General features: G+C 73.1%; 22 protein-coding genes. 13 read left to right on the forward strand and 9 right to left on the reverse strand.

Annotated features, from left to right (window positions below; genetic code table 11):
• Window positions 1-90: 90 nt before the first annotated feature.
• Together ABFT23_RS08195 and ABFT23_RS08200 are read left to right on the forward strand one after the other, a co-directional pair.
• Entirely contained in the window at window positions 91-567 is a 477-nt protein-coding gene (locus ABFT23_RS08195) for a hypothetical protein (RefSeq protein ID WP_347894063.1), read from the forward strand.
• On the forward strand, window positions 564-1,439 hold the full coding sequence (locus ABFT23_RS08200; RefSeq protein WP_347894065.1) for a serine/threonine-protein kinase: 876 nt from the start codon (window positions 564-566) through the stop codon (window positions 1,437-1,439). Before ABFT23_RS08195 ends, ABFT23_RS08200 begins: the two co-directional genes overlap by 4 nt.
• Before the next feature lie 11 nt (window positions 1,440-1,450).
• On the opposite strand, the gene ABFT23_RS08205 is transcribed toward ABFT23_RS08200, so the two are convergent.
• Genes ABFT23_RS08205 through ABFT23_RS08215 form a run of 3 tightly spaced genes read right to left on the reverse strand, consistent with a single transcriptional unit; the run spans window position 1,451 to window position 3,946 of the window.
• Window positions 1,451-2,125 (reverse strand): response regulator transcription factor, encoded by a 675-nt coding sequence (locus tag ABFT23_RS08205; RefSeq protein WP_347894067.1) that lies wholly within the window; start codon window positions 2,123-2,125, stop codon window positions 1,451-1,453.
• A gap of 5 nt (window positions 2,126-2,130) precedes the next feature.
• The gene (locus ABFT23_RS08210) at window positions 2,131-3,666 is read right to left on the reverse strand and encodes a sensor histidine kinase (RefSeq protein WP_347894069.1); all 1,536 of its coding nucleotides are present in this window, start codon (window positions 3,664-3,666) and stop codon (window positions 2,131-2,133) included.
• Entirely contained in the window at window positions 3,587-3,946 is a 360-nt protein-coding gene (locus tag ABFT23_RS08215; RefSeq protein WP_347894073.1) for a hypothetical protein, read from the reverse strand. The genes ABFT23_RS08210 and ABFT23_RS08215 overlap by 80 nt, the downstream gene beginning before the upstream one ends.
• Before the next feature lie 149 nt (window positions 3,947-4,095).
• Between ABFT23_RS08215 and ABFT23_RS08220 the strand changes: the two genes are divergently transcribed.
• From ABFT23_RS08220 to ABFT23_RS08235, 4 genes are all read left to right on the forward strand, one after another.
• Complete coding sequence (locus ABFT23_RS08220) at window positions 4,096-5,682, forward strand: AMP-binding protein (protein WP_347894079.1); 1,587 nt, start codon at window positions 4,096-4,098, stop codon at window positions 5,680-5,682.
• 285 nt (window positions 5,683-5,967) lie between these two features.
• Window positions 5,968-7,086 carry a Nif3-like dinuclear metal center hexameric protein gene (locus tag ABFT23_RS08225; RefSeq protein ID WP_347894081.1) on the forward strand — a complete coding sequence of 373 codons (1,119 nt, stop codon included), beginning with the start codon at window positions 5,968-5,970 and terminating at the stop codon, window positions 7,084-7,086.
• Between the two features lie 10 nt (window positions 7,087-7,096).
• Complete coding sequence (locus tag ABFT23_RS08230; protein WP_347894083.1) at window positions 7,097-7,840, forward strand: zinc ribbon domain-containing protein; 744 nt, start codon at window positions 7,097-7,099, stop codon at window positions 7,838-7,840.
• On the forward strand, window positions 7,840-8,994 hold the full coding sequence (locus ABFT23_RS08235; RefSeq protein WP_347894085.1) for a bifunctional RNase H/acid phosphatase: 1,155 nt from the start codon (window positions 7,840-7,842) through the stop codon (window positions 8,992-8,994). Before ABFT23_RS08230 ends, ABFT23_RS08235 begins: the two co-directional genes overlap by 1 nt.
• 3 nt (window positions 8,995-8,997) lie before the next feature.
• On the opposite strand, the gene ABFT23_RS08240 is transcribed toward ABFT23_RS08235, so the two are convergent.
• The gene (locus tag ABFT23_RS08240; RefSeq protein WP_347894087.1) at window positions 8,998-9,489 is read right to left on the reverse strand and encodes a DinB family protein; all 492 of its coding nucleotides are present in this window, start codon (window positions 9,487-9,489) and stop codon (window positions 8,998-9,000) included.
• The gene (gene yaaA / locus ABFT23_RS08245; protein ID WP_347894089.1) at window positions 9,489-10,280 is read right to left on the reverse strand and encodes a peroxide stress protein YaaA; all 792 of its coding nucleotides are present in this window, start codon (window positions 10,278-10,280) and stop codon (window positions 9,489-9,491) included. The genes ABFT23_RS08240 and yaaA overlap by 1 nt, the downstream gene beginning before the upstream one ends.
• 24 nt (window positions 10,281-10,304) lie before the next feature.
• Between yaaA and ABFT23_RS08250 the strand changes: the two genes are divergently transcribed.
• Window positions 10,305-11,768, forward strand: a complete 1,464-nt coding sequence (locus tag ABFT23_RS08250; protein WP_347894090.1) for an RNB domain-containing ribonuclease — start codon at window positions 10,305-10,307, stop codon at window positions 11,766-11,768.
• A 296-nt stretch (window positions 11,769-12,064) separates the two neighbouring features.
• Here ABFT23_RS08250 and ABFT23_RS08255 read toward each other — a convergent pair whose 3' ends face one another.
• Window positions 12,065-12,529: an NUDIX domain-containing protein gene (locus ABFT23_RS08255; protein WP_347894092.1), complete on the reverse strand. Its 465-nt coding sequence runs from the start codon at window positions 12,527-12,529 to the stop codon at window positions 12,065-12,067.
• Window positions 12,526-13,116 (reverse strand): sugar O-acetyltransferase, encoded by a 591-nt coding sequence (locus tag ABFT23_RS08260; RefSeq protein WP_347894094.1) that lies wholly within the window; start codon window positions 13,114-13,116, stop codon window positions 12,526-12,528. Before ABFT23_RS08260 ends, ABFT23_RS08255 begins: the two co-directional genes overlap by 4 nt.
• Before the next feature lie 113 nt (window positions 13,117-13,229).
• Here ABFT23_RS08260 and ABFT23_RS08265 point away from each other — a divergent pair, with 113 nt between their 5' ends.
• From ABFT23_RS08265 to ABFT23_RS08285, 5 genes are all read left to right on the forward strand, one after another.
• Window positions 13,230-15,266, forward strand: a complete 2,037-nt coding sequence (locus ABFT23_RS08265) for an ATP-dependent DNA helicase UvrD2 (protein ID WP_347894096.1) — start codon at window positions 13,230-13,232, stop codon at window positions 15,264-15,266.
• 152 nt (window positions 15,267-15,418) lie between these two features.
• Window positions 15,419-15,679, forward strand: coding sequence for a hypothetical protein (locus ABFT23_RS08270; protein WP_347894098.1), 261 nt, complete (start codon window positions 15,419-15,421; stop codon window positions 15,677-15,679).
• Between the two features lie 124 nt (window positions 15,680-15,803).
• Entirely contained in the window at window positions 15,804-16,223 is a 420-nt protein-coding gene (locus ABFT23_RS08275) for a WhiB family transcriptional regulator (protein ID WP_457623151.1), read from the forward strand.
• 74 nt (window positions 16,224-16,297) lie between these two features.
• Window positions 16,298-16,453, forward strand: a complete 156-nt coding sequence (locus tag ABFT23_RS08280) for a hypothetical protein (RefSeq protein ID WP_347894100.1) — start codon at window positions 16,298-16,300, stop codon at window positions 16,451-16,453.
• 165 nt (window positions 16,454-16,618) lie between these two features.
• Window positions 16,619-16,783, forward strand: a complete 165-nt coding sequence (locus ABFT23_RS08285; protein ID WP_347894102.1) for a hypothetical protein — start codon at window positions 16,619-16,621, stop codon at window positions 16,781-16,783.
• Window positions 16,784-16,797: 14 nt separating this feature from the next.
• Here ABFT23_RS08285 and ABFT23_RS08290 read toward each other — a convergent pair whose 3' ends face one another.
• The gene (locus tag ABFT23_RS08290; RefSeq protein ID WP_347894103.1) at window positions 16,798-17,616 is read right to left on the reverse strand and encodes a hypothetical protein; all 819 of its coding nucleotides are present in this window, start codon (window positions 17,614-17,616) and stop codon (window positions 16,798-16,800) included.
• Window positions 17,617-17,769: 153 nt separating this feature from the next.
• The gene (locus tag ABFT23_RS08295) at window positions 17,770-17,928 is read right to left on the reverse strand and encodes a DUF5679 domain-containing protein (RefSeq protein WP_091115022.1); all 159 of its coding nucleotides are present in this window, start codon (window positions 17,926-17,928) and stop codon (window positions 17,770-17,772) included.
• A 236-nt stretch (window positions 17,929-18,164) separates the two neighbouring features.
• Here ABFT23_RS08295 and ABFT23_RS08300 point away from each other — a divergent pair, with 236 nt between their 5' ends.
• Window positions 18,165-18,956 carry an enoyl-CoA hydratase/isomerase family protein gene (locus tag ABFT23_RS08300; protein ID WP_347894106.1) on the forward strand — a complete coding sequence of 264 codons (792 nt, stop codon included), beginning with the start codon at window positions 18,165-18,167 and terminating at the stop codon, window positions 18,954-18,956.
• Window positions 18,957-19,261: the final 305 nt, after the last annotated feature.

Here is a 19,261-nt window from a genome sequence, read left to right on the forward strand (position 1 = left end):
TCTCACGACGGCCTCACGGACGCCTCACCGCGGCTCGGGATGGTTCTTCCATCGGGCCGCACGACGCGGCCCCCGTCGAAAGGCAACACTATGAAGGTCCGCACCCTGGTCACCACCGGAACCCTCGGCGTCTCCGGTCTGCTCGCCGCCGGCCTGCTGGCCCTGCCGGGCGCGTCGTCGTCCAACGCCGCCGGCGAGGACCGCTTCGCCAAGCGCGACGACGACACCCCGGAGGTCGTGCTCGTCGCCGACGACGACGATGACGACGACACCCTCGCGCTGAAGCAGCGTCGCGACGACACGAACACGCGCGACACCAACACCCGCAACACCCGCGACACCAACTCGCGCACCAACGTGAACACGCGCTCGGGCGTCGACACCCGCAGCAACGACAACACCAACTCGCGCACCAACGACCGCACCGGCACCGGCGCGCAGACCGGCCGCGACGACTCGCGTCAGGCCAAGAAGAAGGACTGGACGACCGACGGCCCGGGCAAGCAGAAGCGGGACTGGACGGCCGACAGCACCAACGACCGCTCGCGCAACAACACCCGCCGATGACCGACGCCGCCTCCTGGCGCCTCCGCGAGGGGGACGAGATCACCCCCGAGCTGACCGCGATGCGGTTGCTCGGGGGTGGCTCGGCGTACGAGGCCTACCTCGCCTACGACGAGATCACCCTCTCGCCGGTCGTCGTCAAGGTGCTGCGCCCCGACCAGGTCGACGACGAGGGCAGCCTGCGCGGCCTCGAGCGGGAGGTGACGGCGCTCGAGATCGCCAACCACCCGGTCGTCGTCCGTGGGCTGCGGCACCAGCTGGACGGCGAGCGGCCGCACGTCGTCCTGGAGAACATCGACGGGCCACGTCTCTCGACGTTGATCCGGCGTCACGGCCGGCTGTCGGAGCAGCAGTACCTCGCGCTCGGCATCGACATCGCCTCCGCCCTGCACTTCTTCGGCCACGTCGACGTGTGCCACCTCGACATCAAGCCGAGCAACGTGATCATGGGCGCGCCGGCGCGGCTGATCGACCTCTCGGTCGCGCGCTCGTCGGCCTCGGCCGAGGCGTTGACCTCGCCGATCGGCACCGACCTCTACATGGCGCCCGAGCAGGCCACTCCCGGCGAGGCCGGCGTCCCGGGCCACGCCAGCGACGTCTGGGGCCTCGGGGCGACGCTCTTCCACGCCGTCGCCGGCTACCGGCCCTTCGACGAGGGCGACCCGGACGCCGAGGCCGACGCCCTGCGGTTCCCGCAGCTGGCCGACGAGCCGTACACGCTGCCGGACGGCGTCCCGGGCGCCGTCGCGAAGATCCTCTACGCGTGCCTGTCGCCGCGCCCCGAGGCGCGGCCCCTGCCGGCCGAGGTCGCCGAGGCGCTCGAGCCCGTGCTCGCGAACCAGCCGAGGGCCAAGCTGTCGTTCAAGGTCCGCTGAGGGCCGGCGGGTCAGGACACGAACCGGTAGCCCATGCCGCGCACCGTGGCGATGGTCTGGGCGCCGAACTTGCGGCGCAGGTAGCCGACGTAGACGTCGACGACGTTGGAGCCGGGGTCGAAGTCGAGGCCCCAGACGTGGTCGAGCAGCTGCTCGCGGGACAAGACGTTGCCGGCGTTGACCATGAAGGTCTCGGCGAGGGTGAACTCGCGCGCCGAGAGGTCGATCTCCTTGCCGGCCACGGTGGCGCGCCGCGTACGCAGGTCGAGGCGGACGCCGCCGGCCTCGAGCACGTCGCGCTCGCCCGGGCCGTTGCCGGCGTCGCCCTGCTGGCGCAGGCGGAGCCGGACCCGGGCGAGCAGCTCGGCGAAGCGGAACGGCTTGGGCATGTAGTCGTCGGCGCCGCCCTCGAGCGCCGAGACGGTGTCGGTCACCGAGTCGCGCGCGGTCAGCACGATGACCGGGATGCGGGAGCCCTGGTCGCGCAGGGTCTCGAGGACGGTGTAGCCGTCGAGCACCGGCAGGCCGATGTCGAGCACGACGAGGTCGTGGTCGCCGCTCATCGCCTCGTCGAGGCCGGTGCGGCCGTCGGTGGCGATCGTCGTCGTGTGGCCCTCGGCGCGCAGGCCCTTGGCGACGAAGGAGGCGATGCGGTCCTCGTCCTCGATGATCAAGATGCGGGACACGGGGCTCAGGCCTCCTGGAGCACGGGCTGCGGGCGGGTCGGCTCGACGTGGCCCGGCGGTAGCGGCACGGAGAGCACGAACCGGGCTCCCTCGTCGTAGTCGTCGTCGAGCCACGCGTCGCCGCCGTGGGCGCGCGCGATGGCGGTGACGATCGAGAGCCCGAGGCCGAAGCCCTCGGGGTTGCGGTCGTCGGCGTCGTGGGCGCGGCCGAACCGCTCGAAGATGCGGGAGCGGTCCTCCGGGGCGACACCCGGCCCGGTGTCGCGCACCCAGAACAGGACGGCGTCGCCCTCGCGCGCCGAGCCGAGCGCGACGGCGTCGCCGGGCCCGGTGTGCTTCACCGCGTTGTGGGCCAGCTGCAGCAGCGCCTGGGTGATGCGCTGCTGGTCGGCCGGCACGGTGACGTCGGCGACGCCGTCGACCGACCAGGCGCGATCGCCCAGGCCGGCGGCCTTGGCCGCCACGGCCTCGGTGAGCTCGGCGGCATCGACCGGGGCGAGGCTGAGGAACCCCGGCCGCTCGGTCTTGGCGAGCAGGATGAGGTCGTCGACGAGGCGGGCCATCCGGTCGACCTCGTCGAGCAGCAGCGTGCGGGTCTCGTCGACCTCGACCGGGTCGCCGGAGTCGAGCAGCTCGAGGTGGCCCTGCAGGATCGTCAGCGGCGTGCGCAGCTCGTGGCCGGCGTCGTCGAGCAGCTGACGCTGGGCGGTGAAGGCGTTGTCGAGACGGTCGAGCATGCCGTTGAAGGTGCGCGTGAGCGCGGTGATGTCGTCGTTGCCGGTGACCGGCAGGCGGCGTGACAGGTCGGTCTCGGTGATCTCGTCGGCGGTCTCGCGGACGACGCGCAGCGGCGCGAGCAGGCGCCCGGACTGCCAGATCGCGATCGCGATCAGCAGCAGCAGCGACAGGAACGACACGATCGCGTAGGTGCGCATGGTGTCGAACAGCTCGGCGCGGTCCTCGTCGAGGTAGAGGACGACGATCAGCGCGCCGCTCTCGGCGCCGCGCACGATCTGCTGCGAGGCGATGAGCACCTCGCCGTCGCGCGTCTCGAGACGGGTCCACCCGCCGTCGGCGACCAGCGGCCGCGCGGCGTCGAGGAACGCGTCGTCCCTCACCAGCGCGTCGTCGGGGAACCACACCTCGGGCTCGTCGCCGACCCAGCCCACGAGGAGCTCGTCGTCGTCGGGCACGTTGCGCTGCAAGAAGATGGTGAGCAGCCGCCCGATGGAGGCGAAGTCGTCGCCGGTCTCGGGGTCCGTGCCGGCCGTCTGCAGGCGGGAGAACTCGGCGAACTCCTGGTTGACCTCCTCGACGCTCTGCTCGTCGAGTCGCTGCCGCTCGATCAGGTAGACCACGATGCCGGCTCCGACCAGCGTCACCGTGACCAGCAGCGAGATCGCCGCGACGATGCGCACGCGCACCGAGGCACCCGACCGTGGTCGGGTCGCCGGCTCGGGGTCAGTCGTCGTCGGGTTCGTCATCGTCGGGTTCGTCATCGTCGTCGCGATCATCGTCCCCGTCGTCGGGGCCGTCGTCATCGTCGTCATCGTCGTCGTCCCGGTCGGCGCGCTGCTCGGGCTGCGGCGGGACGACGGTCGGCCGGGCCGGGGGAGGGTCCGTGGGGGCAGGTGAGGTCGGCGGTGTGGTCGGGGGTGTGGCGCTGGACGGCGTCTCGGTGGGGGAGTCCGCCTCGCCCGGCATGACGATGGGGGCGCGTCGGTCGGGCTCGGCGCCGGAGGCCATGAGCGAGCCCACCACGTAGCCCCCCAGCGGCAGCACGAGCAGCAGCGTGAGGATCGTCTTGAAGACCGGGCTCATGACCTGCACGATCCTGCCCCAAGGTGGGGGCGGCGTGAGACCTCGATGAGAGGACTCTCATGCCCGGCGTCCGAGGTCCAACCTCGGTGCAACACGGCGTCACTAGAGTGACCGGGGTCACCGTGCACGCAGGGTCACAGGAGGAAACGATGCTCGTCCCGCTCACCGTCAACGACTTCATCGACCGGGCCGTGCAGGTCTACGGCGAGCGGGTCGGCGTCGTCGACGAGCCCGACCAGCCCGCGCCGACGCTCGGCGAGCTGACCTACGCCGAGATGGGCGCCCTCGCCCGGCGTCAGGCCGCGCACCTCGACGCGCTCGGGCTCGAGGTCGGCGACCGGGTCGCCGTCGTCAGCCACAACAGCGCCCGGCTGCTGACGTCGTTCTTCGGCGTCTCGGGCTCCGGGCGCGTGCTGGTGCCGGTGAACTTCCGGCTGCGGCCCGACGAGGTGCGCTACATCATCGAGCACTCCGGCGCGAGGGTGCTCTACGTCGACCCCGAGCTCGACGAGACCCTCGCCGACGTCACCGCGGAGCACCGCTTCGTGCTCGGGCACGACGACGACCTGTTCGGGGCCGGCACCGACGGGCCGGGCGCCGAGCCGCGGCCGTGGGAGCCCGACGAGAACGCCACGGCGACGATCAACTACACCTCCGGCACGACCGCGCGGCCCAAGGGCGTGCAGATCACCCACCGCAACATCTGGACCAACGCGGTCACCTTCGCCATGCACGTCGGCGTCACCGACCGCGACGTCTACCTGCACACCCTCCCGCAGTTCCACGCCAACGGGTGGGGCATGCCGTTCGCCATGACCGGCCTCGGGGTCAAGCACGTCATCCTGCGCAAGGTCGACGGCGCCGAGATCCTGCGGCGCGTGCGCGACCACGGCGTCACGGTCATGTGCGCCGCACCGGCCGTCGCCGCCGCCGTGCTCGAGGCGGCGCAGTCGTGGGAGGGCGAGATCCCCGGGCGCGACCGCGTCCGCATCATCATGGCCGGCGCGCCGCCGCCGACGAAGACCGTCGCCCGGGTCGAGAGCGAGCTCGGCTGGGAGTTCATCCAGATCTACGGCCTCACCGAGACCTCGCCGTTGCTCACCGTCAACCGCTCCCGCGCCGAGTGGGACGACCTGACGCCGGAGGAGCGCGCCCACAAGCTGACCCGCGCCGGGGCGCCCGCGCTCGGCGTCCGCCTGTCGGTGACCGAGGAGGGCGTCGACGACGACGGCGAGGCGGTCGCCGGCGGCGAGCTGCTCGCCCGCTCGAACGTCGTGCTCGAGGGCTACTGGGAGCAGCCCGAGGAGTCGGCGCGGGCCCTGGCCGGCGGCTGGTTCCACACCGGTGACGGCGCCGTCATCGGCGACGACGGCTACGTGACCATCCAGGACCGCAAGAAGGACGTCATCATCACCGGCGGCGAGAACGTCTCCTCGATCGAGGTCGAGGACGTCCTCTTCTCGCACCCGGCCGTCGCCGAGGTCGCCGTCATCGGTGTGCCGAGCGAGAAGTGGGGCGAGACGATCAAGGCGCTCGTCGTGCTCGCCGACAGCGACGACGCCCGCTCGGTCACCGAGGCCGACCTCATCGCCTGGTGCAAGGACAAGGCGGCCGGCTACAAGGCGCCGACCTCGGTCGAGTTCCGCGACGAGCTGGCCCGCACGGCGACCGGCAAGCTGCAGAAGTTCAAGCTGCGCGCGCCGTACTGGGAGGGGCGCGAGCGTCAGGTGAACTGAGCGAGGGTGGTCTCGAGGCTCGTCGCTGGGGCTCCTCGCACCTCGACCGGCGTCACCGCGTTCCGCGCGCCGTACTGGGAGGGGCGCGAGCGTCAGGTGAACTGAGCGGGGGTGGTCTCGAGGCTCGTCGCTGGGGCTCCTCGCACCTCGACCGGCGTCACCGCGTTCCGCGCGCCGTACTGGGAGGGGCGCGAGCGTCAGGTGAACTGAGCGGGGGTGGTCTCGAGGCTCGTCGCTGGGGCTCCTCGCACCTCGACCGGCGTCACTCCTCAGTAGGGTGTCCCGGTGCCTCGCCTCCACGACGTCGTCGACCTGCTGCACACCTGGTACCCCCCGGACACCGCCGAGTCCTGGGACGCCGTCGGCCTGGTCTGGGGTGATCCCGACGCCGAGGTGCGCAAGGTGATGCTCGCCGTCGACGTCACGCCCGAGGTGGCGGCCGAGGCGGCCGAGTGGGGCGCCGACCTGCTGGTCGCCCACCACCCGCTGTTCCTCAAGCCCGTGCACGGCTTCGCCGCGACCACGCCGAAGGGCCGCACGCTGGCGACCCTCGTGAAGGCCGGGTGCGCGCTGCTCACCGCCCACACCAACGCCGACCAGGCGGCCGGGGGCGTCTCGGAGTCGATGGCCACCGCGCTCGGGCTCGTCGACCAGGCGCCGATCGTGCGGGCCCCGGGGCCGCCGGTCGACAAGCTCACCGCCTACGTGCCCGTCGACGCCGCCGCGATCGTGCGCGCCGCGCTCGCCGAGGCCGGGGCCGGCACCATCGGCGACTACGACTTCGCCTCGTTCAGCACGCCCGGGCAGGGCCGGTTCCGCCCGCTGGCCGGCGCGACGCCGATGGTCGGCGAGGTCGGCGCGATCTCCCAGGTGGAGGAGGTGCGCATCGAGGTCGTGCTCCCGCGCGGCAAGCGGGGCGCGGTCGTGTCGGCCATGAAGGCCGCGCACCCCTACGAGGAGCCGGCCTACGACGTCGTCGAGGTGGCCGACGGCGACGTGGCCCCGACCGGTACCGGGCGCATCGGCACCATCACACCGCTGCCGCTGGCCCAGTTCGCCGACCTCGTCGCCGAGGCGCTGCCCGACACCGTGCACGGCGTCCGCGTGGCCGGCGACCCCGACCGCCGCATCCGCCGCGTCGCCGTGTGCGGCGGGGCCGGCGACTTCCTGCTCGACACCGTGCTGCGCACCGACGCCGACGTCTACGTCACCAGCGACCTGCGCCACCACGTCGTCGCCGAGTTCGCCGAGAAGGCCGGTCCCGCGGTCATCGACGTCGCCCACTGGGCGGCCGAGTGGACCTGGCTGCCGGCCCTGTCAGCACGGCTCGTCGAGACGCTCGGCGACGCCGTCCAGACCCGGGTCAGCGAGCTCGTCACCGACCCGTGGACAATGCGCCTGTGAGGACCACCCCGTGAAGGCAGACCCCGCCGCCCAGCTCCGTCTCCTCGACGTGCAGGAGCTCGACTCGAGGGCCGACGTGCTGCGCCACCAGCGCGGTCACCTGCCCGAGCTCGCCGAGATCGCCTCGCTCAGCGCGAGCCGGCAGGAGGTCGACGACCAGCGCCGCGACCAGCAGATCGTCGTCGACGACCTCACCGCCGCGCAGAAGAAGGCCGAGCTCGACGTCGAGCAGGTCCGCGCGCGGCGCACCCGTGACACCGACCGCATGGCGCAGGGGCTGATCACCAACCCCAAGGACCTCGAGCGCATGCAGCACGAGCTGGCCTCGCTCGAGCGCCGCATCTCGGTGCTCGAGGACGAGGAGCTCGAGGTGATGGAGCAGCTCGAGGAGGCACAGGCCGCCCTCGAGGAGCTCCAGCAGCGCATCGCCGCCTCCGACGAGCGGCTCGCCGAGCTGGGCAAGATCCGCGACGACAAGACCGCGATCATCGACCGCGAGCTCGCCGAGCTCGCCACCCGTCGGGGCCCTGCTGCCGAGGGCCTGCCCGACGACCTCGTCGCGCTCTACGACAAGCTGCGCGCCAGCAAGGGCGGCGTCGGCGCGGCCGCGCTCACCCAGCGCCGCTGCACCGGCTGCCAGCTGGGCATCGACAACGCCGAGCTCGCCGTCATCCGTGCCGCGACGGCCGACACCGTCGTGCGGTGCGAGGAGTGCTCGCGCATCCTGGTTCGCACGGCCGAGTCGGGCCTGTAGTGGGCGCACGCCGCGTCGTCATCGAGGCCGACGGCGGTTCGCGCGGCAACCCCGGTCCGGCCGCCTACGGCGCCGTCCTCATGGACGCCGACACCGGCGCCGTCATCGCCGAGGACGGGACGACGATCGGTCGCGCGACCAACAACGTCGCCGAGTACTCCGGCCTCATCGCCGGCCTGCGCCTGGCCGCCGAGCACGCCCCCGACGCCGACGTCGAGGTGCGCATGGACTCCAAGCTCGTCGTCGAGCAGATGTCGGGTCGCTGGAAGGTCAAGCACCCCGACATGATCCCGCTCAACCGCGAGGCCAACGGGCTCGCACCGTTCGGCACGACCTACACGTGGATCCCGCGCGAGCGCAACAAGCACGCCGACCGGCTCGCCAACGAGGCGCTCGACGGCAAGCGGTCGGGAGTCACGGTCGCGGGCGAGCCGGCCGAGTCGCTGATCGAGGAGATCGAGGAGCCCGAGACCACGCCGCCTGTTCGCGGCTGGAGCGGAGCCGGCGCCGCCACGACTCTCGTCGTCGTCCGCCACGGCGTCACGGCCCACACCTCGGCCAAGCGGTTCTCCGGAGGCCTCGGCGGCGACAACCCGTCGCTGAGCGACGAGGGCCGCGAGCAGATCGGCGCCGCCGCCGAGTGGCTGCTGCCGATGGCCGACGAGATCGACGCCATCATCGCCTCACCCGTGCGTCGCACCCGCGAATCGGCCGACATCCTGTCCGACCGACTAGGCGTCGCGGTCTCCGAGGAGCCGCGTTTCGCCGAGATGGAGTTCGGTCACTGGGACGGCCTCACCTTCGCCGAGGTCGGCGAGCGGCACGGCGCCGAGCTTGAGGCCTGGCTCGGCTCCCTCGACGTCGCCCCGGCCGGCGGCGAGTCCTTCCGCGCCGTGCAGAAGCGCGTGCTCGCCGGCCTCACCCGCGTGCTCGCCGCCCACGCCGGTGGCACCGTGGTCGTCGTCAGCCACGTGACCCCGATCAAGACGCTCGTCGCCCACGCGATGGGCGCGCCTCTCGAGGCGGTCTTCCGCATGGAGCTCTCGCCGGCCTCGGTCAGCGTCGCCTCGTGGTACGACGACGGTCGCGCCTCGCTGCGGCTCTTCAACGCCCTGCCGCCGGCGCGCGACGCGTTCGCCGCCGGCACCTGGTAGGACTCAGCCGGCGCGCGCCGCCAGGACCTGCTCACGCAGGATGTCGGCGTGCCCGCAGTGCTGGGCCAGCTCGCGCAGCACGTGGGTGTAGATCGCCCACACGACGCGCTCGCCCTTGCCGGTGACGATCGTGTCGAGGTCGACGTCGGCACAGGCCTCCCGCGACGCGGCGCACGCCGCACGGTGTGCCGCGCGGATCGACTCGACCGTGTCGGCCCTCGCCAGCCGGAACGAGCCGGACGGCGTCGACGCGACGCCGTAGTGCTTCATCGGCAGCCCGGTGAAGGCGTGCCCGAACCAGTGTCGCTCGACGTAGGTGACGTGCTTGACCAGGCCGAGCAGCGTGGTCGCCGACGGCACGAGCCGGGCACGCGCCTCGTCGTCGGTGAGGCCGTCGAGGCTGTCGCGCAGCATGGTGCGGTGCTCGTCGAGCAGCTCGTCGAGCCGCCCCCTGAGGTCGTCGGTCCAGGCGGGTGGCTGCGACGTGGCGGCCATCAGTGCCCGGCCGAGACGTCGGTGACGACGACGTCGAGCTGGGTGCCCTTGGCCGTGGCCGGGCCGACCTCGACGGTCCAGCCGAGATCGGTGAGCACGTCGGCGAGCCGGGCCGGCGTGCGCGGGTCGCGACCGTCCTCCAGGAGGGCGCGCACGATCCGACCCTTGGTGGCCTTGTTGAAGTGGCTGACGACCGAGCGCTTGCCGTCGCTCTCGTGCAGCACCCGTACCGTCGCGACGCGCGGGGCGAGCTCAGCCGGGGGGCGCCATAAGGCGGCGTACATGCCGGAGCGCAGGTCGACCAGCAATCCGCTGCCGACGGCGTCGGTCGCCGCCGGCCCGAGCGACTCGCGCCAGTGACCAGCCACGCTGCCGAGCCCCGGCAGCGACGCATCGCCGGACAGCCTGTATGACGGAATGCGGTCACCGGGCCGCACCAGCCCGAACAGGCTCGACGTCACGGCGACGCGCGACGCAGCTCGCCGCTTGGCCGACGACGACAACGACGCGAAGCCCAGCGCGTCGTAGAGCACGCCGGTGTAGACGGCGTCGGCCCGTGCGGTGGGGGAGGAGAGCACGTGGGCGTTGAGGTCGACCAGGTCGAGCTGTGACTTCGGCACGTCGAGGGTCGTGGCGGCGACGTCGGGGGCACCGGAGCAGAGCTCGACGAGCGCGTCGAGCACGCGGCCACGCGCCTCGGTGAGCGACGGCGACGACAGCGAGGCGAGGTCGAGCGGCTTGCCGCGACGCGGCGCCGCCTTGCCCTCGCTCGGGGGTAGCAGGATCAGCACCCGTGGCATCGTAGGGTCAGGGTCATGCCGAGCAGTCGTGTGGTCAGGGTACGTACCGACGACCGTGACGTCGTCGCCACGTTGCGTCGTGGGATCGAGCAGGTGCAGGCCGAGCTCGAGGTGACACCGCAGTTCCCGCCAGACGTCCAGGCGGCCGCCGAGGCGGCGGCCGCGGCGCCGCGCCTGCCCGAGCTCGACCGCACCGACGTCCCGTTCGTCACCATCGACCCCGACGGCGCGCGCGACCTCGACCAGGCCCTCCACATCGCCCGCGACCCCGACACGGCCGGCGGCTACGTGGTGCTCTACGCGATCGCCGACGTCGCCGCGTTCGTGACCCCTGGCGACCCGGTCGACGTCGAGGCGCACCGGCGCGGCCAGACCCTCTACGGCGCCGACTCCAAGGTCCCGCTCCACCCGCCGGTGCTGAGCGAGGAGGCCGCGTCGTTGCTGCCTGACCAGGTGCGACCGGCGCTGCTGTGGACGATCAAGGTCGACGAGACCGGCGAGGGCACCGACGTCGAGGTCGTGCGCGCCCGCGTGCGCTCCACCGCCCAGCTCACCTACGAGCAGGCCCAGGCCGCGATCGACGGCGGCGACGCCCCCGAGGTACTGGTGCTGCTGAAGGAGCTCGGCGAGAAGCGACTGGCCCGCGACGCCGCCCGCGGCGGCGTGTCGCTGCCGCTGCCCGAGCAGGAGGTCGACACCACCGACGGGTCGGGTCCGTGGCGGCTCGAGTTCCGCACCCTGCTGCCGGTGGAGGAGTGGAACGCCCAGATCTCGCTGCTCACCGGCTTCGGTGCGGCCTCGCTCATGGTCTACGCCCGCGTGGGCCTGCTGCGCACGCTGCCGTCGCCCGACCCGCGCGACCTGCAGCGTCTGCATCGCACGGCCCGCGCGCTCGGCGTCGACTGGCCGGCCGAGCAGCTCTACCCCGACTTCATCCGCTCGCTCGACCCGACCCGGCCCGACCACGCTGCCGTCGTGGTGGCCAGCGCGCGGCTGCTGCGTGGCAGCGGCTACGTCGCCTTCGACGGCGAGGTGCCGGCCGAGCCGCAGCACTCAGCCCTGGCCTCCGAGTACGCCCACGTGACCGCGCCGCTGCGCCGCCTCGCCGACCGCTACGCCGGCGAGGTCTGCGTGGCGCTCTGCGCGGGCGACCCGGTACCCGACTGGGTGCTCGCGGCGCTGCCGACCCTGCCGGAGGAGATGCGGACGTCGGGGCAGAAGGCGTCGTCCTACGAGCGTGCCGTCGTCGACCTCGTGGAGGCCGGCCTGCTGGCCGCCCGCGTCGGCGAGACCTTCGACGGCGTCGTCGTCAGCGTCGACGACAAGGACGACCGACGCGGCAAGGTGATGGCGCGCGAGGTCGGCGTCGAGGCGCCGGTGACGTCGTCCGTGGCGCTGCCGCTGGGTCAGGACGTGCGGGTCCGGCTCGTCGAGGCCGACGTCGACACACGCACGGTGCGCTTCGAGCTGGCTGGTTGATGGCGCTCGCTTCGCTTCGCGCGTGGCGCGCCGCCTGAAGAGGCCGTCTCGGCACACGCCGAGCGCACGCTCTGCTCGTACCTCGCTGCGCGCCCCTCGGCGCGCACCGAGACGCCCTCGCGGCGCGCTGGCTTGATGGCGCGAGCAGAGCTCGCGCGGGGCGCGCCGCCTGAGGAGGCCGTCTCGGCACACGCCGAGCGCACGCTCTGCTCGTTCCTCGCTCCGCGCACCCTCGGCGCGCACCGAGACGCCCTCGCGGCGCGCCCCCCCCGGGGACTCGCCCGTGTAGCGGACAGTCAGGGCGCCGTTGCCCCGACGAAGCGACGCAGGGCGCCGTCGTCGTCGGCCCACGCCTCGCGAAAGGCCGGGTGCAGACGTCGTCCGGCGACGTCGTCGAGGTCGACCCAGGCGTGGGCGGCGCTCTCGGCGCGGTCGTGCAGCCCGACCTCGACGTCGACCGGCGACGGGACGGCGAGCACGGTCTCGTAGGTCCACCCACCGCAGGACGCGAGCCACGAGCCGCGGACGTCGACCACGGTGCGGTCGAGGCCGAGCTCCTCGGTGGCCTCGCGCAGTGCGGTGTCGACGGCGGTCTCACCGCGCTCGCGGGCGCCACCCGGCAGCGACCAGGTGCCGCCGTGGTGGGCCCACCCCGCACGCAGCTGCAGCAGCACCGCGCCGGCGCGCGCGAGGAGCAGCCCGGCCGCGCCCCGGTGCCCCCAGTGGCGGTGACCCTCGCTGCAGCGCGCGAACCCGCTCACAGCTGACGGACCACCCGGGCCGGGTTGCCGAGCGCCAGCACCCCGGCCGGCAGGTCCTTCGTGACGACGGCGCCCGCGCCGACGACGGTGTCGGCGCCGATCGTGACGCCGGGGCAGACGATCACGCCCCCGCCCAGCCACACGTTGTCGCCGATCGTGATCGGCCGCGCCCCCTCCCACTTGTCGCGCCGCGGCCCGGCCTCGAGCGGGTGCGTCGGCGTCAGGAGCTGCACGTTCGGGCCGATCTGCACGTCGTCGCCGATGGTGATCGGCCCGACGTCGAGAGCGGACAGCCCGAAGTTGGCGAAGCAGCGCGCGCCGATGCTGATGTGGCGGCCGTAGTCGACCCGGAACGGCGGCCGGATCTCGGTGCCCTCACCGATCGAGCCGAGCAGCTGCTCGAGCAGGTGACGACGCAGCGGCTTCTGCCGCGGCGTGGTGGCGTTGTAGGCCGTCGTCAGGTCGGTGGCGGAGTAGTACCACTCCTCGAGCTCGGCGTCGTCGGCGATGTAGGGGTCGCCGGCGAGCATCCGCTCCTTGTTGCTGCGGCCGTCGGGGGCGTAGGGAGGCTCGTGGGTCGAGGTCACCTCGCCAGCCTAGGAGGGGGCCAGGAGGAGGGCCGGCGGGACTGTCGGCGCCGCCGTCTAGGGTCGGACGGGTCCGGCCCACACCCGTCCCAGCGCAGGAGCTCTGACCCGCGATGCCCGCCCCCGACCTGCTCTCCGCGCTCGACCCCGAGCAGCGCCAGGTCGCCGAGACCCTGCGCGGCCCGGTGCGGGTGCTCGCCGGCGCCGGCACGGGCAAGACGCGGGCGATCACCCACCGCATCGCCCACGGCGTCGCCACGGGCGTCTACGCGCCCACCGAGGTCCTCGCCGTCACCTTCACCACCCGGGCCGCGGGGGAGATGCGGGCCCGCCTGCGCGGGCTGGGGGCGCCCACCGTGCAGGCCCGCACGTTCCACTCCGCCGCGCTGCGACAGCTGCGCTACTTCTGGCCGCACGTGCACGGCACCGAGCTGCCCACGCTCACCGAGTCGAAGATCCCGCTGGTGGTCGGGGCCGCCCGCACGCTGTCGCTGCGGCCCGACCAGGCCATGCTCCGCGACCTCGCCTCCGAGATCGAGTGGGCCAAGGTCAGCAACGTCCGGCCCGAGTCCTACGCCACCGTGGCCGCGGCCCGCAACCGCAGCGTGGCGAAGGTCGAGCCCGAGATGGTCGGGCGCATGATCGCCGCCTACGAAGACGTCAAGCGCGCGCAGGGCCGTATGGACATGGAGGACGTCCTCCTCCTCACCGCCGGCCTGCTCGCCGACGACGAGCGGGTCGCCGCCCAGGTGCGCCGGCAGTACAAGTGGTTCGTCGTCGACGAGTTCCAGGACGTCTCGCCCCTGCAGTCGGCCCTGCTCGACCTCTGGCTCGGCGGACGCGACGAGATCTGCGTCGTCGGCGACCCCGCGCAGACCATCTACTCCTTCGCGGGCGCCGACGCCGCCTACCTGCGCGACTTCCCGCACAAGCACCCGCGCACGACGTCGATCGAGCTCGTGCGCAACTACCGCTCCACGCCCCAGGTCGTCACCGCCGCCAACACCCTGCTCGCCGGCACCGGCTCCACCAGCGTGCAGCTGCGGGCCCAACGCCCGGCGGGCGCCGCCGTCACCTACACCGGCCACCCCGACGAGGTCGCCGAGGCCCGGTCCGTGGCGCGCGAGATCGCCCGACAGCGCTCGTCCGGCCGCTCCCTGGCCGAGGTCGCCGTGCTGTTCCGGATCAACGCCCAGTCCGAGCCCTACGAGGAGGCCCTCACCGACGCCGGCGTGCCCTACGTCGTCCGCGGCGCCGGACGGTTCTTCGAGCGCGGCGAGGTGCGCGAGGCCGTCACCCGGCTGCGCGGTGCCGCCCGCGGGGGAGCGGTGCCGGCCGAGAGCGACACGTGGGTCGACCTCGTGCGCGACACGCTGTCCGGCATGGGCTGGACCCCCGACCCGCCCGAGGCCCGCGGGCAGACCCGCGACCGCTGGGAGTCGTGGCAGGCGCTGGTCAGCCAGGCCGAGGCGTTCGCCGCCGAGTCCGACGACCACGACCTCGCCGGTTTCGTCGACGACCTCGACCGCCGGGCCAACGAGCAGCACGCCCCCGTCGCCGAGGGCGTCACGCTCGCCACCTTCCACGCCGCGAAAGGCCTCGAGTGGGACTCCGTCTTCCTCGTCGGCCTCCAAGACGGCACCCTCCCCATCACCTACGCCGACACGCCGGCAGCCGTCGAGGAGGAGCGTCGCCTGCTCTACGTGGGCCTGACCCGCGCCCGGGCCGACCTCGCCCTGTCGTGGGCCCAGGCCCGCAACCCCGGCCAGGCGGCCCGCCGCAAGCCGTCCCGGTTCCTCGACCCGCTCCTGCCCGACACCGAGCGGGTGACGTCGTCGCGCAAGGCCGCGCGCGGCGTCCAGACCTGCGTCGAGTGCGGCAAGCCCCTCGCGGGCGCCAAGGGCAAGCGGCGGTGCGCCGAGTGTCCTGCGCCCTACGACGAGGCGCTGTTCGAGCGCCTGCGCACCTGGCGGGCCGAGACGGCGGCCGCGATCGACAAGCCGGCCTTCGTGGTGTTCAGCAACGCCACCCTCGAGGAGATCGCCACGGCGCGGCCGACGTCGACCCGCTCCCTGCTCGCGGTCTCCGGCATCGGCCCCGACAAGGTCACCAAGTACGGCGACGACCTGCTGGCGATCCTCGCCGAGTAGGTCCGTCGCCCCCTCTGCAGAACTTTTCAAGACAAAGTCATTAAATAGTTTGCTCCTTACATGACGGGGCGCGTAGCGTTCCTCTCACAGCCGACCAGCGCACCAGGGCACTGACAACGCCCGCGCACGAACACACCGAGGAGGTGACCCCCGTGGAGAACATCACGATGACCAACCAGACGCCGATCATGCCGATCAACCAGGCGTTCGGCGTCGCCATGCCCATCTGCGTCCAGGTCCAGCTCGGTTCGTTCGTCACCGAGCGCGCCGCCCGCATCCCCGCCACCGGTCTGTCCACCGCGACCACCGCCGGCACCGATGTGCGCGACCGCAAGGCCTCGGCCGTCAAGGGACACGTGGCCCTCGCCGCCTTCGCCCCGGGTTGCCTCGCCTGGAGTCCGCCGATCTGTTGACACCCTCGACAGACTCAGCAGCCTCCAGGCCGCGGAACCCGATACCGGGATCCGCGGCCTTTCTGTTTCTCACAGCACCTCAGCTCCTCCGGAGGACCTCCGGGGACGCACAGGAAGCCAGGAGATGACCAGCACCACCAGCACGATCCAGCAGCACCCGCACGACACATCCGCGATCAAGAACGAAAGAGGTGACACGATGACTGCCAGCATCTTCGAGCGCTCGGACGGCAAGCTGGTCGAGTTCCAGGCCACTTCTGGCCTGGGCCACCTGCACGACGAGGCCGACCGCTTCGGCGTGGTCGACGAGGCCCTGCTCCCGTGCCGGGTCAACGACCCCGAGCTCTGGTTCGCCGAGCTCCCGGCCGACGTCGAGTTCGCCAAGGACCTCTGCCAGACCTGCCCGGTCCAGCAGCTGTGCCTCGGCGGCGCTCTCGACCGGCGCGAGCCGTGGGGCGTGTGGGGCGGTGAGCTGTTCCTCCAGGGAACGGTGATCCCCCGCAAGCGGCCCCGGGGCCGGCCCCGCAAGGACGCCGTCGCGTAGCGATGAGCGACCCCACCCCGACCACACCATCCCACCCACCCACTCCACCGCATCGGAGCACCATCATCATGAGCATGTACGAGCAGCTGGCCGAGGCCCACGTGGCCGACCGCCATCGAGAGGCGCAGGCCCTGCGCACCGGCCACCAGCTGGTGCGGGCCCGTCGCCTGAGCCGCAAGGCCGAGCGAGCGGCCGCCCAGGCGCGTCTCGCCCTCGCCCGCGTCCTCTAGATCGTCGAGGTCCCCCGGAGTCGTCAGCTCCGGAGTCACCCATGATCGCGGGTGAAGCACCACCACCACTCAGGTAGCACCAGACCCGGAGGCCGGGCTCGACCGTTGGTCGAGCCCGGCCTTCGCGGTTCTCCGACCCGGCCCGCCCGGCCTACGCTGGTCGTCATGACGACCGTGACGTGCGACTTCTGTGGGCGGCAGGCGGCGGAGTCCGAGACGCTCACGTGGACGACGAGCGTCGAGAACAAGCGACAGCGTCGCTACTGCGACACGTGCTCGCGCGACCACCTGCGCTCGATGGAGGGCAAGCTCGACTCGGAGTTCTGGTAGGCCCACGCCGCCCCTCAGTCGGGCAGGGCGTCCCACACGCAGCCGCAGTGCGGGTGCCGCCGCCACTGCCGGACGGCGGGCACCGGCTCGTCGAGGTCGATGCTCGCCGACCAGGTCACCGGCCGCTCGCCGCGGAGGAACGCCGTCACCTCGCGGGCGGCCCACCCGGAGCCGACCGTGACGACGGCCGGGTCGAGCGGCGCCGTCGGCAGCTCGGCGAGCTGCTCGATCGCCAGCGGACGTCGTGGATCGGCGCTCGACTCGGCCGCGTCGACGCAGCGCAGGCACGCCGTCAGGCCGGGCTGCACGAGCGGGCCGAGCCGGAGGCTGCCGGCCGGGCCGGCCCCGGCCAGCACGAGGTGCGGGTGCCCGTCGCGCACCCAGTCGTCGAGCAGCCGACGCGGCACCGGACCGTGCGCGGCGACCACGGTGACGTCGGCCGCCGCACCGTCGGTGGTCACCACGACCCCCGATCGGCCGAGCAGGCGGGCGAGGTGGCCCAGCCCGAGCCCCCGGTCGAGCAGGGCCGCCGTGCCGGCGACGGAGCGGGCCGGGCGGGTCGTGACGACGAGACCGGCCGCGTCGAGGGCGCTCAGCAGCTCATCGACCCGCGGCCCGCGGGCGCGGACCGGACGGCCGCGACCCAGGTCGCGCAGTGCCGAGACGAGCAGGGCGTCGCGCGCGACGATGACCCGCGCGGGTGGGTCGAGGCCGACCTGCACGTGGTCGTCGTCGCGGTCGACCACGTGCACCCCGGGCGCCAGCCGCCACCTCGTGGACGGCGAGGGCGGTGGCCCCGCGGACGCGGACGCCGTCGGGACCACCGTGCTCATGGCCCGAGCGTGGCACGGATCGGCGTCGTCCCGCCGGCGTCATCCACAGGCCCGTGCCCGCGGGAGGAGCAGAGCGGCTCGCGACGCACAGACGCCACGGCGGCGGCCCCGGAGGCCGCCGCCGTGGCGTGCACGTGCTCGGGTGCGGGCCGGTCAGGCCTTGCCGAGGATCCGGTTGAGGTTGGTGCTGCAGACCGGGCACACGGCCTTCGCCATGCGGGTGCCCTTGTCGTTGACCTTCACCTCGCCCTCCGCCTCGCGCTTCTCCTTGCACTTCACGCAGTAGAACTCACCGCTCCAGGTCTCCGCCATGACGGCCTCCTTGCCCTTGTGGTGCACCCGTTCGTGGGTGCTCAGTCGAATCGTGGCACTAGCCGCGGCGGGGGACATCAGGGAAGCCCGCCGGTGACCCCGCGTCAGCCAGGGTCATTTCGACCATACGACACGACGACGGCGCCGCGCGGCACCCGGCACGGCGCCGCGCGGCGCGCCGTGACCCGCCCCGGCCTGCCCCGGCCCGGTCTCGGCCCGCCACTACGGTGGCCGACATGCCCGAGCACACTCACCTCCGCCTCGAACGACCCGCCGACGGGGTCGCCCTGCTGGTCCTCGACAACCCTGCGCAGCGCAACGCGATGTCGCCCGAGATGACGTCGTCGTGGGTCGCCGCGATCGACGAGCTGGTCGCCGACGCCGGGGTGCGCGCCGTCGTCGTCACCGGCGAGGGCTCGGCGTTCTCCTCGGGTGGTGACACCTCCTGGCTCGCTTCCGAGCCCGACGCCGGCGTCGAGGCACTGCGCGCCCGGATGCTGCCGTTCTACCAGTCGTGGCTGTCGGTGCGCCGCCTCGAGGTCCCCACCATCGCCGCGATCAACGGACCCGCGATCGGGGCGGGGCTCTGCCTGCCGCTGGCCTGCGACCTCCGTCTCGCGGCCCGCGGGGCCCGGATGGGCGTGCCGTTCACCAAGCTGGGCCTGCACCCGGGCATGGCCGGCACCTACCTGCTGCCCGACGTCGTGGGGGAGTCGGCGGCGCGCGACCTGATGCTCACCGGCCGTCTCCTCGACGCCGACGAGGCGCTGACCATCGGCCTGGTCTCGCGCGTGACCGAGCCGGACGACCTGCTCGACGTGGCCGTCGAGACGGCCGTCGGCATCGCCGCGACCGCCCCGATCGCCAGCCGCCTCACCACGCTCGCGCTGCGGCAGCGGCACCCCTCGATCGAGTCGGCCCTGCAGTGGGAGGCGCTCGCCCAGCCGGTGACGATGGCGACCGCCGACCTGCAGGAGGGCATCCGCGCCGTCCAGGAGAAGCGCCCGCCGCGGTTCGAGGGCCGCTGAGGCGCCGACCGGGACGGACAGGCGGCCCCCGGACCGACCCACGACACGTGCCTTCCCCTTGCGCGTGTCGCTCGCCGGCCCGAGGGCCATCTGGCGCCACGGTAGGAGCGCGGCGGGACCCGGTCAATCCACCGGCCCACCGGCCTGTGGACGAGGTTGTGGACAACGCTGTGGAGAATCGCCGGAACGGTGCCAGAACGCGCGTCCCGATGTGCACAGCTTGTGGACGACGGGGGTGGACGACGACGTCGTCCGAGCCCCGTAGTCTGCGGTGACCTGCGACGATGTGCGCCCACAGCCTGTGG

This window comes from Nocardioides secundeburneus, assembly GCF_039939255.1.
Lineage (GTDB): Bacteria > Actinomycetota > Actinomycetes > Propionibacteriales > Nocardioidaceae > Nocardioides.